Origin of the sequence: Schaalia sp. ZJ405, from assembly GCF_011038885.2 — a bacterium.
Classification (GTDB): domain Bacteria; phylum Actinomycetota; class Actinomycetes; order Actinomycetales; family Actinomycetaceae; genus Pauljensenia.
On the sequence record NZ_CP064952.1, the window covers coordinates 915,054 to 932,161 of the forward strand.

A 17,108-nucleotide genomic window follows, 5' to 3' on the forward strand; every position below is an offset into this window, starting at 1 on the left:
TGAGATGTGTTGTGATTTTCGCACGTTGTCCCTCGTGGTGCACACATTACCCGGCGGTGCGTGCGGCGTGTTACCAGATGGAGACGCGTTTGAGGGGGTCCAACCACATTCCATCGCCCTCGTGCACGTCGAAGGTTCTCACGAATGCGTCGAGGTTACGCAGCACCTGATTGCACCTGAATTCCGCGGGGGAGTGGGGGTCAATAGCGAGCATCTGACGCGCGAATTGGGGGCGTGATGCTGTTTTCCACGCGCGAGCCCATGCGTAGAAGAACCGCTCAGCCCCTGAGAGTCCGTCAATAATAGGAGCTGTCTCCACAGTGAGTCCCTGCTCAGCGAGGGTTGCCTCCCATGCTTTCCATGCGATCGAGAGGCCACCGAGGTCACCGATGTTCTCTCCGATCGTCAAAGCTCCGTTGACGTGGGGGAGCTCGTCCTCGTCCCCTGAATTGTCCTGTTGTGAGGTCTGGGACTGTTGTGCAAGGTCAGCGGGGACCAGTGCGTCATATTGCTTGACGAGGACGGACGTGCGGCTTTCGAAGCGAGCGCGATCTTCGGGTGTCCACCAGTTCTCCAGGTTTCCTTGCGCATCGAAGCGTGATCCCTGGTCGTCGAAGCCGTGCCCGATTTCATGACCGATAACCGCGCCGATCGCTCCGAAGTTCACGGCGTCGTCGGCCTGAGCATCAAAGAACGGGGGTTGAAGAATGGCCGCGGGGAAGACGATCTCATTCATCGGTGGGTTGTAGTAGGCGTTGACCGTCTGGGGAGTCATGAACCATTCGTCGCGGTCCACGGGGCGGTCAAGTTTCGCCCACTCGTATTCGGTGTCGAAAGCGATGGCGTGTCGGATGTTGTCAACCAGCGTGTGATCGGCGGACAGATTGAGGCCGGACATGTCACGCCATTTGACGGGGTAACCGATCTTTGGGTTAAAGGTTGAGAGCTTGTCGAGCGCACGTTCCTTCGTTTCATCGCTCATCCAGTCAAGCGAACGGATCGACTGTTCGTATGCTGCCAGCAGTGCAGCAACCAGCTGGTCCATGCGTTCTTTTGACGAGGGCGGAAAATGTTTGGCAACCCACGCGCGGCCCAGGGACTCACCGAGGAATCCTTCGACCAATCCGAGGGCGCGCTTCCATCGGGGGCGAAGTTCCTGGGTTCCCGAGAGGATGCGACCGTGGAAGTTGAAACGCGTATCAACAAAGTCATTCGATAGGAGCGAGGCTCGTGCGTCAATGAGTGAGCAGGCGAGCCACAATTTGAGGTCTTCGAGGTCAGCGTCTTCCCAGGCTGCACTTGCTTTCTCAACGAATTCGGGCTGGTCGATGTTGAGGAGAAGATCGGGGTCACTTGGCAATCCCAACTGGGGTGCCCATTCATCCCAGGCGAATCCGGGGTAGGTTTCGGCAAGTTTTCCACGCAGGATCGGGTTGTCGGACAGAAGCGGGTCGCGGTTGGTCACGGAGTCGCGATGGAAAGACGCGAAGGTTGTTTCCACGGCCATGACCCGCTGCGCAGCATCTTTCGCTGTGTCGGGCTCGACGTATTGAGCGAGTTCCAGAAGTGTCGCGCAGTAGTCGACGTAGGCGTCGCGGATGTCGGCGTACTGATCTTCACGGTAATAGGACTCATCGGGAAGACCGATGCCGCTTTGGACGATTGATGTCATGTAGGCGGTGGAGTCGTGGGCATTGGTGCCAACATAGACGCCGAAGAGTGAGCCAATTCCCTCGCGGGCGAGACGCCCAGCCAGTCGTGCGAGCTCCGTTTTATTTGTCACGGATGTGATTGCGTCAAGGTCGGCGTGAATGGGAGTGGCTCCGGCCTCGTTAATTGCCTCCTCATCCATGAACTGTGAGTAGAGGATCGCAATTTTTTCGGCATCCGGGTCGTCAAGTGTGCCCGCGAGCGCTGCTTCGGCCAGTTCTCGTCCTCGTTCCTCCGAGAGGTCACGCAGCGCGTGGAAGGCTCCGTCAACGGGGCGATCTGCGGGAATTTCGTGCGTAGCCAGCCATCGTCCGTTGACGAAGCGGTAGAAGTCATCCTGGGGGCGGATCGAGTCGTCAACGTTTGCGGTGTCGAGGACGCGGGCGCGAAGAGTATCAGTCATGTGTGCCAGCCTAGGGTGTTGGACGTGGCATGGGGACGAGGACGTGCCGGCTTCAACGCTTGGTGAGCATTGGCACCTGTGATGGGCGTCGATCTCTGAGATGTTTGCTGATCGGCACGAGGCACGGGAATTAGACAAAACGAACGGGTGCTAATTCGCTCATCAATGGTGATTTCGCGGCGCTATTCTGCGAATTTTACGTCAGAAGCATCGATGTGTGCACATATGTGCAGATGGCGTGGTGCATTCGGTCATCAGGGGTCTTCCGGGGCACTATAAGTGCAGGCAATGGGGCCATGAAAGGCCGATCAACGTGGATACGGAGGCGATGCGACGGTGAGAACCATACAAACAGACGTCGTGGTCATTGGAGGTGGATCAACCGGCGCGGGTGTTGTACGCGATGTTGCGATGCGCGGATTCAAGACGGTCCTCGTTGATCGCGCAGACATTGCGCAGGGAACGTCGGGCCGGTTCCACGGACTGCTTCACTCCGGTGGTCGCTACATTGCATCCGACCCGGAGTCAGCAACCGAATGCGCTGAAGAAAACACCATCGTTAAAAAAATTAACGCCAACGCCGTTGAAGATACCGGCGGGCTTTTCGTGGTCACTGCTCAAGACGACGAAGAATACGCCGACCAGTTCCTTGCGCGCGCGGCCGCCGCGAAAGTTCCTGCTCAGGAAATCTCCATCGCCGAAGCCCTCAAGCGTGAACCGCGCCTCGATCCTCGTATCAAGCGCGCCTTCGAGGTGCTCGATGGCTCCGTTGACGGTTGGCAGATGACCTGGGGGGCAATTCGCTCCGCCGAAGCATACGGAGCGCAGGTCTTGACCTACCATCGTGTCACCCAGATTGAGCACAGTGACAACCAGGTAACAGCGGTCATCGTCCACGATCTGCGCGGCGGCGAAGATCTGCGCATCGAATGTCAGTTTGTCCTCAATTGCGGCGGTCCCTGGGCCGGTCAAATCGCTGCGATGGCCGGATGCCACGGCGTTGACGTTGTCCCGGGCGCTGGAATCATGATTGCAATGAACTACCGCCTGTCGCACACGGTGCTCAACCGCTGCATCTGGCCGGCTGACGGCGACATCCTCGTTCCCGACCACCCCGTGTGCATCATCGGTACGACCGACCTCAAAGCGGAGGATCCCGACAAGCTCTCCATCCCCGCCGATCAGGTACAGCAGATGCTTGACGCCGGTGAAGCAATGGTTCCCGGGTTCCGCAAGGCTCGCGCCCTCCACGCATGGGCCGGGGCGCGTCCTCTCATTAAAGATTCCCGCGTTGATGCCGCTGATACGCGCCACATGGCCCGCGGGATGACGGTGGTTGATCACCATTCCCGTGACGGAGTCAAGGGCTTGCTGTCCATCGCGGGCGGCAAATTGACAACGTACCGTCTGATGGCTGAACGCATCGTGGACATCATGTGCGATGAAATGGGAGACAAACGCGAGTGCCGTACCGCGCAGGAAGCTGTTCCTGCTGCTGAAGACCGCAAGCTCTACACGATTGGTCACCGCCTCGATGACCTTGAGAAACACAACGAATCTCCCAGTCATGACCAGGTGATCTGCGAGTGTGAACTAGTCACCCGCACGATGCTTGAAAAAACAATGGACGCGCTGCCCAATAGTCAGCTCGACGACGTCCGCCGCCAGGTTCGCCTGGGCATGGGCCCGTGTCAGGGAGGTTTCTGCTCCCAACGCGCCACCGGCATTGCACACGAACGCGGCTCCATCGATTCGGAAAAGGCTAACGGCCTGCTCAAACTGTTCCTCAAGAACCGGTGGATCGGACTGTGGCCGATCCTCTACGGGAAGCAAGCGCGCCAAGCCGCCCTCGACAACTGGGTCCACGAAGGCACACTCGACGTTGAACACCTTCCCGTTCCAGAAAAGGAGATCCTCTGATGAGAGACGCAGTAGTCATTGGAGCGGGTCTTGCAGGCCTTGCTGCGGGCCTGCGCCTCGCGCGCGGCGGTGCACGAGTGACGATCGTGACGAAAGGTATCGGTGGCCTGCAACTGGGGCAGGGGACCGTCGACGTCCTCGGCTATTCCTCCGACCGGCGTATCGACGCGCCCCTGGACGCACTGAAGGAACACGTTGCCTCACGTCCCACACACCCGTACGCACATTTTGACGCCGAGGATGTGGCATCCAGCGTCGAATGGCTTAAAGACGTCGTTGGCACCGACCTTCTCGTTGGTGACGCCCACGCGAACGTCACGCTCCCCACCGCTGTGGGTGCGCTGCGTCCAACAAGTCTGTACCAACCCTCAATGTCAGCTGGGATTCCTGACGCCTCGAAGAAATACGTGATCATCGGTCTTGACCGACTCAAAGATTTCTACCCGGCACTCGTCGCTGAGAATCTCACGCGTCAGGGAATGACCGCACGTTCAGCGAGCCTCGACTTTGAGATCCGCGCCGGTGAAGTGGACACCAGTCCAACAAATCACGCGCGCGCCCTCGACAATGAGCAGACCCGCGGGCGACTCGCCGAGGCACTCAAGCCCCTCATTGGCGAGGACGAGGTCGTTGGACTCCCAGGCGTGCTTGGTCTCAATGACCTCACCGCATGGAAAGACCTCCAGGAAAGGATCGGGCACCCGATCTTCGAGATCCCACTGCAACCGCCATCGATCCCCGGGATGCGCCTCAACCAGGTGCTCACCGAACTGGCCAAGCATGAGACACGGTTCATCATTGGCTCACCGGTGATCGGCTGGGTGAAAGACGGGGACCGCGTGGTTTCCGTGACGATCTCCACCGCGGGCCATGCAACAACAATTGACACGACGAACGTCATCCTTGCCGCCGGCGGTTTTGAGTCGGGGGCACTGGAGATCGACTCCTACATGAAGGTCCATGAAACGATCTTCAACCTGCCTGTTCTGCACGCCAACGGGCAGCTGCTTCACGGGGATTTCTGGGGAGAGGATCAGCCTCTCTTCCTGTCGGGTCTCGCCGTTGACCACTCGATGCGTCCCGTCGGAGATGATCAGAAGCCCGTTTACTCGAACCTGTACGTCGCGGGAGGAAACCTCGCTGGAGCGACACGTTGGCGCGAAAAGTCCGGCGAAGGCATCGCCCTGGCCTCGGCTCTGCGCGCAGCTGACCACATTTTGGAGGGAATCGCATGACCATCGAAGAAATGTCTGTCCTCAATTTGGCGGATGAGGACTTTGGGCTGCGGTCCTCGCTGGATGCCTGCGTCAAGTGCACGATCTGTGAAACCCAGTGCCCCGTCATGCGGGTTACCGACCTGTTCCCCGGGCCGAAGTACTCCGGTCCCCAGTCCGAGCGTTATCGCAAGGACGGAGTGGTCGTTGATAAGTCCATTGATTACTGCTCCTCGTGCGGCACCTGCACCCTCGTGTGTCCTCAGGGTGTCAAGGTCACCGAAATGATCCACCATGCCCGCACCGATATGAAGAAGAAAAAGGGCATTCCGTTCCGCGATCAGCTCATTGGTCGCACCGGTTTTATTGGCACTGTCATGACCCCCGTCGCACCCATTGCGAACTGGGCGCTCGACGTTAAGCCAATCCGAACGATCATGGAGAAAGTCATCGGTGTGCACCGCAGCGCCCCGATGCCCAGGGCCGCTGGACGAACCTTCGAGGGATGGTTCAAGAAACACACGCCGCTGCCGCAGTCTGGCACGAAAGGGCAGGTCATTTTCTTCCACGGATGCGCCGGCCAGTACTTCGAGGTTGAAACATCGATTCACTCCGTGCAGGTCCTGGAATACCTGGGATACGAAGTCCTCGTTCCCAAGCACGGCTGCTGTGGTCTGGCGCTGCAATCCAATGGCCTCTACGACGAATCCCGCAAATACGTCTCGAAACTGACGAACGACCTGCGCAAAGCGAACCGTAACGCTCCGATTATCTCGGCGTCCGGTTCCTGCGCCGGCATGCTTCGCCACGAAGCGAAGGAAATCCTTGAGATGGACACCCCTGAGCTTGAAGATGTCGGCTCACGGATGTGGGATATCTGTGAATTCCTTATGCATCTGCATGATCGAGGCGAATTGGATCTCAACTTCCAGCGTCTCGATGTGACAATCCCGTATCACGCTCCCTGCCAGCTCAAATCCCAGGGCCTGGGTCTTCCCGCTGTGGAACTCATGGAGCTGATTCCCGGTGTCACCGTCAAGGAATCAAACCAGCCGTGCTGCGGTATCGCCGGTACCTACGGCATGAAGAAAGAGAAATACGACATTGCTCAGGCCGTGGGCAAGCCGGTATTCGACTTCATCAAGCAGGTCAACGTGGAACTTGCCGCCTGTGACACAGAAACATGTCGTTGGCAGCTACGCACCGCGACCGGCGCGAATGTTGTCCACCCGATCTGGCTGATCCACCGGGCCTATGGTCTGCACTGATCAGCCGCTACCGTCGATCTGAACATCGGCGGCACTCGAAGCCCGCGTTTTCCGTGTCGAGGGGACGCGGGCTTCGGTGTCTCACGATCAGGGCGCAAAGGAGAGGAGCAGATACCATAAATGCCATGACGAACACACGCCGCGCAGTTGTTACCGGAGCTTCAACAGGAATCGGAGAGGCCACAGTGCGCCGTCTGCGAGCCCAGGGATGGGATGTTGTTGCGCTCGCCAGGCGCGAGGAGCGCCTGGTCGTCCTCGCCAATGAAACAGGGTGCACGTACATTGCTGCCGACCTCAGTGATGAGGCTCAGGTAACGCGCGCAGCGGAGCGCATCTTGGCTGACGGTCCCGTCGATGCGCTGGTCAACAATGCGGGAGGCGCACTCGGGGTGGATTCCGTTGCCGAGGCAGACCCCCAGCGGTGGCGCGGAATGTATGAACGCAACGTCATGACGGCGCTGCTGTGCTCGCGTGCGTTCCTCCCGGGGATGCGTGAACGCGGGGGAGACCTCGTGTTCCTCACATCAACCGCCGCACACGATACCTACCCCGGTGGAGGCGGATATGTTGCGGCGAAGCATGCCGAACGCATCATCGCTAACACTCTGCGACAAGAACTCGTTGGCGAGCCCGTGCGCATCATCGAGATTGCACCCGGCATGGTCAAGACGCCGGAGTTTTCACTCAATCGGCTGGGTTCCCAGGAAGCGGCCGACAAGGTGTACGAGGGCGTGGCTGAACCTCTCGTCGCCGAAGATATTGCCGACGCCATCGTCTGGACGCTCACTCGGCCTTCCCATGTCAACATTGATTCGATGATCATGCGACCCGTTGCCCAGGCAACGAACACCGTGGTAGCGCGGAGGAAGTAGGACGTCGCGGACGCACAATTGTATGCGAAAGAGGCCACGTAGAGGTGAGATTCGTGGTCTCAATTGGGGCCGCAGGTGATTGATGCCCGGAAGCGGCCAGGTCGGAGATGAACCCTCTGACACTGGCCGCCTTGAAATGCCCCTACTTTCCCTCGAAAGTCTCCGGATCTGCGCCTCCACGTACGCCGGTGTCCAGAGCATTGATCGCGGTCATGTGGTCGTCGGTGAGCTCAAAGTCGAAGACGGTGAAATTCTCCTCCATGCGCTTCGGATTCACGGTCTTGGGAATAACGATGCGGCCCTGCTGCATGTGCCAACGGATGACGACCTGCGCGACACTTCGCCCCACCTGCGCAGCAATGTCTGCGAGATAGGGATTTGTGAAAATTGCCCCCTGGCCCAACGGCCCCCACGCCTCGGTGAAGATGCCGCTGGCGGTGTTCGCTTCTTCAACGGCAGTATTCGCAAAGGTGGGGTGTAGTTCCACCTGGTTCACTGCGGGAACAAGGTCAGAGTCTGATGCCAAGCGAGCGAGGTGTTCGGGCTGGAAGTTCGACACTCCGACGGCGCGGACGCGTCCCTCGGCGTACAGGTGCTCAAGTGCGCGCCAGGCTTCGGGGTATTTGCCTTGCGTCGGAACCGGCCAATGAATGAGGTAGAGATCCAGGTAATCGGTGCCGAGTTTTGCTAGTGAATCGTCGAATGCCCGCAGAGCATCGTCGTAGTCAAAGGAATCAACCCACAGTTTTGACGTGATGAACAGGTCTTCTCGATTCAGGTCGGATTCGGCGACCGCGCGGCCAACGCCTTCTTCGTTGCCGTAGATTGCGGCGGTGTCAATCCCGCGGTAACCGGTCTCTAGGGCGGCCTTCACCGCCTGGGTGGTGTCCTCGTTTGGGATCTGGAAGACGCCGTATCCCAGCTGAGGCATGGTGACGCCGTTGTTCAAGGTGACGTTGGGGACGGTCATGGGATCTCCTTTGTGTCGCCGTCATGCGCGTCGTGCGCATCCCCTCTAGTGTCCCCTTGCCGCGCCTCTTGTGCAGTGTGTACGCCTGCACGATCAGCGAATATAGGGGAGCGCACTCACAGGTGGTGCCCGGGTGAGGCCAAAAGCACGGACCTATTTTGTGTTCACCTCGGGCCCGACCTGGCGAAGGTGCGTTACACTCGTTGCGGCTGTGATCCGGCTCGTCAACACCCACGAGGTCGCCACGAGGTATCACCGGGGAGCTTCCGGAAGAACAGGAATATCGCTGGCGTATTGCGGCTCGTCGCAAGCGTGGGAGAGTGCCTTACTAGACCCGGACGGGGAGCCCGTCATAGCCAAAACGAAGCGGCCCCAGCTGCGTTCGTTGAACCGCCGAGACACGCACCCTAAGCAGCGTGAGTCAGCGGGGAATGAATGTCATTGGGGCAAGCGGGGTGGTACCGCGGGTCCCGGCGTCGCCGGTCCTCGTCCCTGTGACACGTCGAGACGAGGACACCATGACGAAGCACGGTTTCTACCCCCGCCACCGCGACACTGAGGTGGATCCCAGCCCGTCCTTCCCGCAGATGGAGGGCGAGACACTGGCCTTTTGGGCCGCTAATGACACCTTCCGTCAATCCATTGCGAATCGCCCTCAAGGACCCGACGGTCAAGACGAATTCGTCTTCTACGATGGCCCTCCTTTCGCTAATGGTCTCCCGCACTACGGTCACCTGCTCACCGGCTACGTCAAGGACATTGTTGGCCGATACAAGACGATGCAGGGGTTCCATGTTGAGCGTCGCTTCGGGTGGGATACGCACGGCCTACCTGCTGAGCTTGAAGCCCAGCGTGAACTCGGCATTGACGATGTCACGGAGATCACCCGCGAGGGCGGCCTCGGTATTGCAGCATTCAACGAAGCGTGCCGTACCTCCGTTCTGCGCTACACGAAAGAGTGGGAAGAGTACGTCACTCGTCAGGCCCGCTGGGTGGATTTCGACAACGACTATAAGACCCTCAACCTCGACTATATGGAGTCGGTGATCTGGGCATTTAAGACCCTGTGGGACAAGGGCCTGGCGTATCAGGGCTACCGCGTCCTGCCCTACTGCTGGCACGACCGCACACCGCTGTCGAACCACGAATTGAAGATGGATGACGACGTCTACCAGGACCGTCAAGACAACACGGTGACCGTTGGTATGCGCTTGGAGGAGCCGCTGCTTCCGGGAGCTGACACCTGTGAGCTGGTGCTCATCTGGACGACAACTCCGTGGACGCTGCCCTCAAACGAGGCCGTTGCCGCTGGTCCCGACATTGACTACGTCGTTGTTCACGTGGACGAGGATGTCGACTCACCTTTGGCAGGGGAGAACGTCGTCCTCGGCGAGGCCCGGGTATCGGCGTATCTCAAGGAACTCGGTGGTGACGAGGACGGAAACGTCAACGTTGTTGGACGTTTCAAGGGCACGGAACTTGTAGGCCGCCGCTACCATCCGATCTTTGGCTACTTCGATGACGCCGAGCATCGCGCCGAAGGTGCTGCACCCGGCCCGAACGGCTGGACGATCATCTCTGGCGACTACGTGACAACCGAGGACGGCACAGGCCTTGTCCATATCGCGCCGGCCTTTGGTGAGGACGACATGTTTGTCTGTCAGGAAGCGGGCATCAACCCGGTTCTGCCCGTTGACGACGGCGGCTGCTTCACCTCCGAAGTTCCCGACTACGAGGGCCTCCAAGTGTTCGATGCGAACAAGCCGATCATTGTCGACCTGCGTGACGGCACCGGTCCGATGGGTCGCCGCGCGGACAATGTCCGCGCCGTTCTCGTCCAGCAGAAGTCCTACGTCCACTCCTACCCGCACTGCTGGCGCTGCCGCAAACCCCTGATCTACAAGGCTGTGTCCTCGTGGTTCGTTAAGGTCACAGCGATCCGTGACCGCATGGTTGAGCTGAACCAGGAGATCACCTGGGTGCCTGAGCACACGAAGGAAGGGATTTTCGGCAAGTGGCTTGAAGGTGCGCGCGACTGGTCGATTTCCCGTAACCGCTTCTGGGGTGCGCCGATTCCCGTGTGGGTCAGTGATGACCCGAACTATCCGCGCACTGATGTCTACGGGTCCATCGCTGACCTGGAGAAAGACTTCGGTGTTGAGGTCAAGGACCTGCATCGCCCGTTCATTGACACGCTTGTGCGTCCAAACCCGGACGACCCCACGGGCAAGTCGATGATGCGTCGTATTTCCGACGTCCTCGACTGTTGGTTCGAGTCCGGGTCCATGCCCTATGCGCAGGTGCATTATCCCTTCGAGAATCAGGAATGGTTCGAGTCCCACTATCCGGGTGACTTCATCGTCGAGTACATCGGGCAGACCCGCGGATGGTTCTACACGCTGCACGTCTTGGCCACCGCGCTCTTCGATCGACCGGCGTTCCGCAGTGTTGTCTCCCACGGCATCGTCCTGGGGGACGATGGGCGCAAGATGAGTAAATCACTGCGCAACTACCCAGATGTCAACGCGGTGTTTGACTCCTACGGGTCGGATGCGATGCGGTGGTTCCTCATGTCTTCGCCGGTTGTGCGTGGAGGTAACCTCATTGTCACCGACGCCGGCATTCGCGACACGGTTCGCCAGGTGCTGCTGCCGATCTGGAACACGTACTACTTCTTCACGCTCTACGCAGGTGCGGCGAACCAAGGAGCGGGGTACGAGGCGAAGTTTGTGAACTGTGAGGATGCTGCGGTCGTGTCGGCTTTGCCGGAGATGGATCGCTACTTGCTCGCTCACACGCGCCAGCTGGGAGAGGACCTGACGCGTCTGCTCGATGTGTACGACATTGCGGGTGCGTGCGAGAAGGTTCGCGACTATCTCGACATGCTGACGAACTGGTACGTGCGTACCCAGCGTCAGCGTTTCTGGGACGAGGACGACGCCGCTTTTGACACGCTCTACACCGTTCTGGTGCGTTTCTCGGAGTGTGTGGCACCTCTGCTTCCGCTGCTCAGTGAGGAAATCTGGAAGGGCCTGACAGGTGGCGAGTCCGTTCACCTTGCTGACTACCCGGCGCTTCCTGACACCCTGGCCGATGATGCGCTGGTGTCTGCAATGGACGAGGTGCGTGACGTTGTGTCATCGGCCCACGCTCTGCGCAAGCAACACCAGCTGCGTGTGCGTCAGCCGTTGGCCTCGATGACGGTTGTGTCCTCGCGGTGTGCAGCGCTGGTTCCCTTTGCGGATCTCATCGCGTCCGAAGTCAATGTGAAGAACGTGTCCCTTGTGACGCCGGAGGATTCGGGGTTGACGGTGACAACCGAACTGTCCCTGAACCCGCGCGCCTTTGATCCGACGATCCGGAAGATGACGTCACAGCTGTTCAAGGCGCAGAAGTCAGGGGAGTGGGAGGTTGGCGAGGACGGCTCATGCGTGTTCGCGACCGTGGTTGTTGATGGTTCACCCGTCGTTCTTACGGGAGAGCAATTTTCCGTGGCGACCTCGGTGAACGCTCCCGAGGGCCAGGTGGCCGACGTTCTACCATCTGGCGCCTACGTTGTTCTCGATACGGAGCTGACTCCCGAGCTTGAGGCTGAGGGTTATGTTCGTGATCTGATCCGCGCCGTCCAAGACGAACGTAAGAACGCTGGCCTGCACATCGCGGATCGGATTGTGTTGACGGTTGCTGTGCCGGCTGATCGACGTCAAGCCGTCGAGGTTAATCGCGAGATGCTGACGCGTGAGACTCTGACTGTGGAGCTCGATGTTCAAGCGCTGGACGCTGATGCGGGAGAGACTCCTGTCATTACCGTTGCGAAGAAATAGGGTCGTCGTCACGATGACATCGTGAGTGATAGGCGAGGTACGCGGGGTGTGCGCTCAGGTATTCACTGGGCGCACACCCCGGTTCCTTCCGCCGGATACTGCATTAATTTCTCAGTATGTGTTCAAGCTCTGCAAATCCGTCCATTTTTCACGGGTAAAGGGGAGAGTTCCTCGCTCTGATCACAGCATTTGCTAGTATCTCGACATCCTTCAGAGATGAGGGAATCTCTCGGTCTCCAGCGCTGATTCGCTTCATCGTGGTCAGCTCCGGACCTCTATGTCGTGATGATGCGAACGGAGTAGCGTTGAACTTCTTACAGCGCAATGGTTTTGAGTCGAAGCAGCAGATCGCTGCGTTCTTCAGCGTGGTTTTCTCGGGGCAGCTGATCTATTCGGCATTTGAGTCCTTCAAGATGCCCTTCTACGAGCGCCTCGTTCAATACTACGGGCTGACTGATACGCAATTCGGCCTTCTCTTCACCGCTCTTGGCGTCGCCGTACTCTTCTATGTTCCCGCCGGATGGGTGAACAATCGATTCAACACTCGAACCGTTTTAATCGGCGGACTGATCTATCGCTGCATCACAAGTCTGATCCTCATCCTCTGTGTTCCTCCGTTCCCCGTCATGTTCGCCATTGCGTTGACATGGGGTGTCCTCGACGCGATCTTCTGGCCGGCGGTTGTCAAAGGTGTCGTCCTCTTCTCTGGGCGTCAGAATAAAGGAATGGGTCTTGGCCTACTCACCGCGCTGCGTGCCGGCGGTGAAGCCATGCTCAACGGAGTCCTCATCGGCGTCATGGCGGTGCTCGGCGGAACAATGCTCGTTTTCAGAACCGGCATGATCGTCTACGCCTGTCTGGCGCTCCCGATGGCCTACCTTGTTCATCGCTTCGTTCCTGCGGATCCGCAGAATGAAGGAGACGTGACAAGTGGGAGTGAAGAAGTCGGAGGTAAAGAAGCATTCCGTGGATTGATTGCGACCCTCAAGATTCCGGCGGTATGGCTCGCCGGCCTCACCGGGATGTGTGTCTATTGGGTCTATATGACCGCGATCTACATCACGCCGTACCTTACCCGAGTCCACTCCGTCGAACAGAACACGGCGTCGCTGTACACGACTGTCAGCGCATTCGTTGTTGGTCTCAGCGGCGCCCTCGTCGGAGGAATCATCGCAGATAAGGTCTTCCACTCTTCGGCGAAGACGCTTGCTCTCTCCCTTGGACTAGCAGCAACCGTCCTCGTTGTGCTTGCACTGGTGTCCGATTCGATTGGATGGGTCACAGCCGCCATCGGGATGTCCCTCTTCGCGTTCTCCATCGCAATGGGCAAAGCGATTCAGCAGGCCCCAGTCGCCGAATTGCATCTGCCGACATCGCTTCTTGGGTCTGCAATGTCGGTGAATTCCTTCATTGGATTCGCATGTATTCTCTGGGCCATGCCAATCAACGGTGCGATCCTGGACTCGATGCCGGAGAATCCGACAGGAGCATTCCGCATCATCTTCTTGTGCATGGCAGCAGTCGGAGTTGTCGGAGCAGTCTGTGCTCTTCTCCTGGTCCCCGTGGTCAAGCGTATGCAGACGCCTCCTCAGGAGTCGTCGGTCACCGAAACTGCTGCGGAACAGGGATAGTAGGCGGGCATGGAGAGACGAGGGAGACGAGCGACCTCGTGGGGACGTATCACTGTGATCGTTACAGTGATTGTTCTTCTTGCCTCATCGTGGGGGATATGGGAATGGGGACGCCGGAAAGACTTCTGGGGGACTTCCGATACGATGTCCTACCTGTCGGAGCAGATGATTGTTTCTGATGATGCAGACTTTGTTAGTCGAATCGTTGATCGCTCTGAGCATCAGTCGCTCTTTGGAAAACTCCACCCTCAGTGGGTTGAAGCGCAGATTTCCGCAGTTCCCGGCTCTGGGGGTACCTCAAGTGTTGACGATCTCTCGCAACGGTTGCACCGTCAAGCATTGAGCGAAGGATGGGCGATCGATGACGAATGTTCCCCTGATTTCCTGTGGTGCGCGCGCCGCATGGATGACAGCGGACAAACTTTGTTCATGACAGTGACAGCGGGGCAAAACACCGAGCTGAAGACTACAGAAAGGATGAGCGGCGAGTCTGAGCGCTCCGATGATTCTTCGGTTGCTCTTCGAGTCCGCATGCAATATCTCTAACAATGAAAGCTAAGTTCAGAAAACTTTTGAGTGGCATCGTCGCCGCTTTTCTTGTCACGGCAGCTCTTATTCCGGCTGCGCATGCCGATGACTCAGGGAAATATCTCACGATGTCTCTTATCGGGGATTCGTACACAGCTGGTAATGGAGCTGGCTCCTATTACGGTCCCAAAGATTCACTGAGGTCGACTCGAAATTGGGGACACACCTACGCAAATTGGTTGAATCGTCAAGGCGTTCACACGACGATTCGTAACTACGCTCACTCAGGCGCTGTGATCCAGAACGTTCGTGATACACAGCTTCCGGCCCTCGATCCGGATTCCGATGTCGTCATGTTGACGATTGGTGGCAATGACATCCAATTCGAGGACATCGTGCGAGCATGTTTCGCCCCCGTCGTGTCCAGTATCGACTCGTGTAAAAAAGCGATAAAGCATGCAAATGATGAGTTTCCGCGGGTCGTCGAACAAATGAAAGACCTGCTGGGGAAAGTTGCAGATAAAATCAGGCCAGGTGCTCAGATCGTCCTCGTTGGCTACCCTCTGCTCAGCATTGAGAATACCCAATGGACGTTGAAACCCTGGTTCTGGGGTGACCCCTATCCGGCTGCCCAGGAGATCCGCAAGTTCGGACAGAATGCGACCGTGGGGCAGCAACATCTCGCGGATGAATGGGATCGTACTCAGCACAACAATGTTGGTCTGACATATATTCCCGTTGAGGTACTCTTCGCGGGACATGAACCTGATCCGGATCCGTATAAGAACAATCCGATCCGTTGGATCAATGAATTTCTTGAGACTGAAGGAAAGATAGGTCCGGACGGGAAAACGGTATCTCAGGGAACGGCTCTGAAAGAAACGTCCTACTGGTACCATCCCAACATCACCGGTCATGAGCAGATTGGTCAGCTCCTTCAGGAGAAGGTGGGAATTCCAGATTCTGTTCGTACCATTCGATCGTTCTCAAGGGATGTCGATGTTGTTTTCGCCCTCGAGGACTCCGAGGCGACAAAAGAATCCCTCGACGATCTGAAGAAACAAATCCGCCGCATCAGTACCGAAGTTGCACAAAAAGCCGCTGAAGGTGGAAAGAACGCAAGGTTCGGTTTACTCACATTCCGTAACTCCGGTGATTCCGGTGAAACAGTGACGAATAACGGCGTCTTTTTCTCCAGTGTCGACGAATTGTTCAATGCCCTGGAAGCGGTCACAACGAGAAGCGAAGCTGGTGGTGGTCTGTCGACATACAACGCTCTTGAAACGGCTGTTGCGAGTCCGTGGAATGCCGCTGCCCGGAAGGTCGTCATGCTGCTCGGTGACGCGGAACTTGACCACGATTCGACACCCGACTGGGATCAGCTGCTTCGTCACGCATTTTCTGCCGATGTCGTTGAGTTCTTCGTCATTGACCCCGATGAGAACGTTGATGAGTCAGTGAAGAATCTCGCTCTGAACACAGGCGGGCACGTCACGACGGCGCAGACACTCAAACCCCTCATTGTCGAGGAACCGACGGCTAAGGTTTCAACTATTCCTCCAGCGAAGATCGGCGAGGATGTTGAGTTTGACGCTTCCGGTTCATTCGCCGCTGAGGGCCCCATTGTCTCCTACGAATGGGATCTCGACGGTGATGGCACCTTTGAGGTCACGAGCACATCGGACGGCGGAGTCGCCGCCAACCCGATTCACGCCGCTCGTTTCGACGCGCCCACCAACGCGACGATCACTCTGCGCGTGACCGATAGTTACGGGAAGACTGCGACAGCTACCGCACCGCTCGTTGTGACGCGCGATGGTGATCTCATCGATGACGCCGTCGATAACTGTCCTGCGGATCGTAATGAGGATCAGATGGACTCCGATGGTGATGGGATCGGTGATGTATGCGATGACTTCCCTTACGGTGACCCCGACCCGGCGCCACTGCCTGACACCAGCGTGACTGTCTCGACGCTCAAAGCCGAAGTCGGATCGACGATCTCTTTCACCGCACTCGGCTTCGCAAGCGGGCAGGATGTGACCTTCACTGTTTACTCCGAGCCGATCGTTGCCGGAACTGCTCACGTCGGTGCTAACGGAAAGGCAACGTTGGAATGGACTGTTCCGAAGGACTTCCCGACAGGACGGCATCGAGTTGTCGCTTCGATTGAGAATGGGCATCATGCTGAGATGACATTTGAGGTCCTCGCGCAGCCGGATACCACCGAGCCTGGACCCGATGTGGAGACTCCGGACGTAACCGAGCCCAAGCCCGATGTGGAGGCTCCGGATACAACTGAGTCTAAGCCCGATGCAGAGAGTCCGGATGCAACTGAGCCCAAGCCTGATGCGGAGGCTCCGGATGCAACCGAGCCTGGGCCTGGGAAGAAGGCCCCGGATGCTCCCGATCCTCGGTCTGATGCGAAGACTCCAAACGCACCCAGCTCCACTAAATCGACGGCTGTGACGCCGAAGGTGCGGAAAACCACAGCACAGAGCCTTGCCGTCACCGGTATGGAACCCGTGTTGATCTGGGGCACCGCACTTCCCACTTTCCTCTTAGGCGTTGCGCTTTGTGCGAAGAGGAAGCGGCAGAGCGCGTAGGCGTTGTGTTGTCTGATATCGCAGTGCGGGGCATGAAGAGAGACCTTCATGCCCCGCACTGTATTGAGCGCAATGATACAGACTCATCAGATTGACGAGGACGATGCCTACTTCGTGACCTGCATGCATCCTGGTTGAATGACACGTGCTGTTGTTCGAGCA

General features: G+C 58.1%; 10 protein-coding genes. 8 read left to right on the plus strand and 2 right to left on the minus strand.

Annotated elements, in window-relative coordinates:
- Positions 1-70: 70 nt before the first annotated feature.
- A complete protein-coding gene (locus G7Y41_RS03745; protein WP_165315139.1) occupies positions 71-2,113 on the minus strand; it encodes a M13 family metallopeptidase in 2,043 nt (680 codons plus the stop codon).
- Between the two features lie 336 nt (positions 2,114-2,449).
- Between G7Y41_RS03745 and glpA the strand changes: the two genes are divergently transcribed.
- The 4 genes from glpA (at position 2,450) to G7Y41_RS03765 (ending at position 7,387) form a co-directional block, all read left to right on the plus strand.
- A complete protein-coding gene (glpA, locus tag G7Y41_RS03750; RefSeq protein ID WP_165218111.1) occupies positions 2,450-4,033 on the plus strand; it encodes an anaerobic glycerol-3-phosphate dehydrogenase subunit GlpA in 1,584 nt (527 codons plus the stop codon).
- Entirely contained in the window at positions 4,033-5,268 is a 1,236-nt protein-coding gene (glpB, locus tag G7Y41_RS03755; protein ID WP_165315138.1) for a glycerol-3-phosphate dehydrogenase subunit GlpB, read from the plus strand. The genes glpA and glpB overlap by 1 nt, the downstream gene beginning before the upstream one ends.
- Positions 5,265-6,515 carry an anaerobic glycerol-3-phosphate dehydrogenase subunit C gene (locus G7Y41_RS03760; RefSeq protein ID WP_165218107.1) on the plus strand — a complete coding sequence of 417 codons (1,251 nt, stop codon included), beginning with the start codon at positions 5,265-5,267 and terminating at the stop codon, positions 6,513-6,515. Before glpB ends, G7Y41_RS03760 begins: the two co-directional genes overlap by 4 nt.
- Positions 6,516-6,640: 125 nt before the next feature.
- Entirely contained in the window at positions 6,641-7,387 is a 747-nt protein-coding gene (locus tag G7Y41_RS03765) for an SDR family oxidoreductase (protein WP_165315137.1), read from the plus strand.
- Between the two features lie 142 nt (positions 7,388-7,529).
- Here the strand turns inward: G7Y41_RS03765 and G7Y41_RS03770 are convergent, their stop codons facing one another.
- Positions 7,530-8,357 (minus strand): aldo/keto reductase, encoded by an 828-nt coding sequence (locus G7Y41_RS03770; RefSeq protein ID WP_165315136.1) that lies wholly within the window; start codon positions 8,355-8,357, stop codon positions 7,530-7,532.
- 518 nt (positions 8,358-8,875) lie between these two features.
- Between G7Y41_RS03770 and ileS the strand changes: the two genes are divergently transcribed.
- The 4 genes from ileS (at position 8,876) to G7Y41_RS03790 (ending at position 16,946) form a co-directional block, all read left to right on the plus strand.
- A complete protein-coding gene (gene ileS / locus G7Y41_RS03775) occupies positions 8,876-12,181 on the plus strand; it encodes an isoleucine--tRNA ligase (RefSeq protein WP_165315150.1) in 3,306 nt (1,101 codons plus the stop codon).
- A gap of 305 nt (positions 12,182-12,486) precedes the next feature.
- Positions 12,487-13,812 (plus strand): MFS transporter, encoded by a 1,326-nt coding sequence (locus tag G7Y41_RS03780; RefSeq protein WP_165315135.1) that lies wholly within the window; start codon positions 12,487-12,489, stop codon positions 13,810-13,812.
- Between the two features lie 54 nt (positions 13,813-13,866).
- Positions 13,867-14,358 carry a hypothetical protein gene (locus tag G7Y41_RS03785; protein ID WP_165315134.1) on the plus strand — a complete coding sequence of 164 codons (492 nt, stop codon included), beginning with the start codon at positions 13,867-13,869 and terminating at the stop codon, positions 14,356-14,358.
- Positions 14,359-14,360: 2 nt separating this feature from the next.
- Positions 14,361-16,946: a GDSL-type esterase/lipase family protein gene (locus G7Y41_RS03790; protein ID WP_165315133.1), complete on the plus strand. Its 2,586-nt coding sequence runs from the start codon at positions 14,361-14,363 to the stop codon at positions 16,944-16,946.
- Positions 16,947-17,108: the final 162 nt, after the last annotated feature.

Coding starts and splice junctions, on each gene's coding strand:
- G7Y41_RS03745 (WP_165315139.1), bottom strand. CDS start 2,113: ATGACTGATACTCTTCGCGCCCGCGTCCTCGACACCGCAAACGTTGAC.
- glpB (WP_165315138.1), top strand. CDS start 4,033: ATGAGAGACGCAGTAGTCATTGGAGCGGGTCTTGCAGGCCTTGCTGCG.
- G7Y41_RS03760 (WP_165218107.1), top strand. CDS start 5,265: ATGACCATCGAAGAAATGTCTGTCCTCAATTTGGCGGATGAGGACTTT.
- G7Y41_RS03765 (WP_165315137.1), top strand. CDS start 6,641: ATGACGAACACACGCCGCGCAGTTGTTACCGGAGCTTCAACAGGAATC.
- G7Y41_RS03770 (WP_165315136.1), bottom strand. CDS start 8,357: ATGACCGTCCCCAACGTCACCTTGAACAACGGCGTCACCATGCCTCAG.
- ileS (WP_165315150.1), top strand. CDS start 8,876: ATGACGAAGCACGGTTTCTACCCCCGCCACCGCGACACTGAGGTGGAT.
- G7Y41_RS03790 (WP_165315133.1), top strand. CDS start 14,361: ATGAAAGCTAAGTTCAGAAAACTTTTGAGTGGCATCGTCGCCGCTTTT.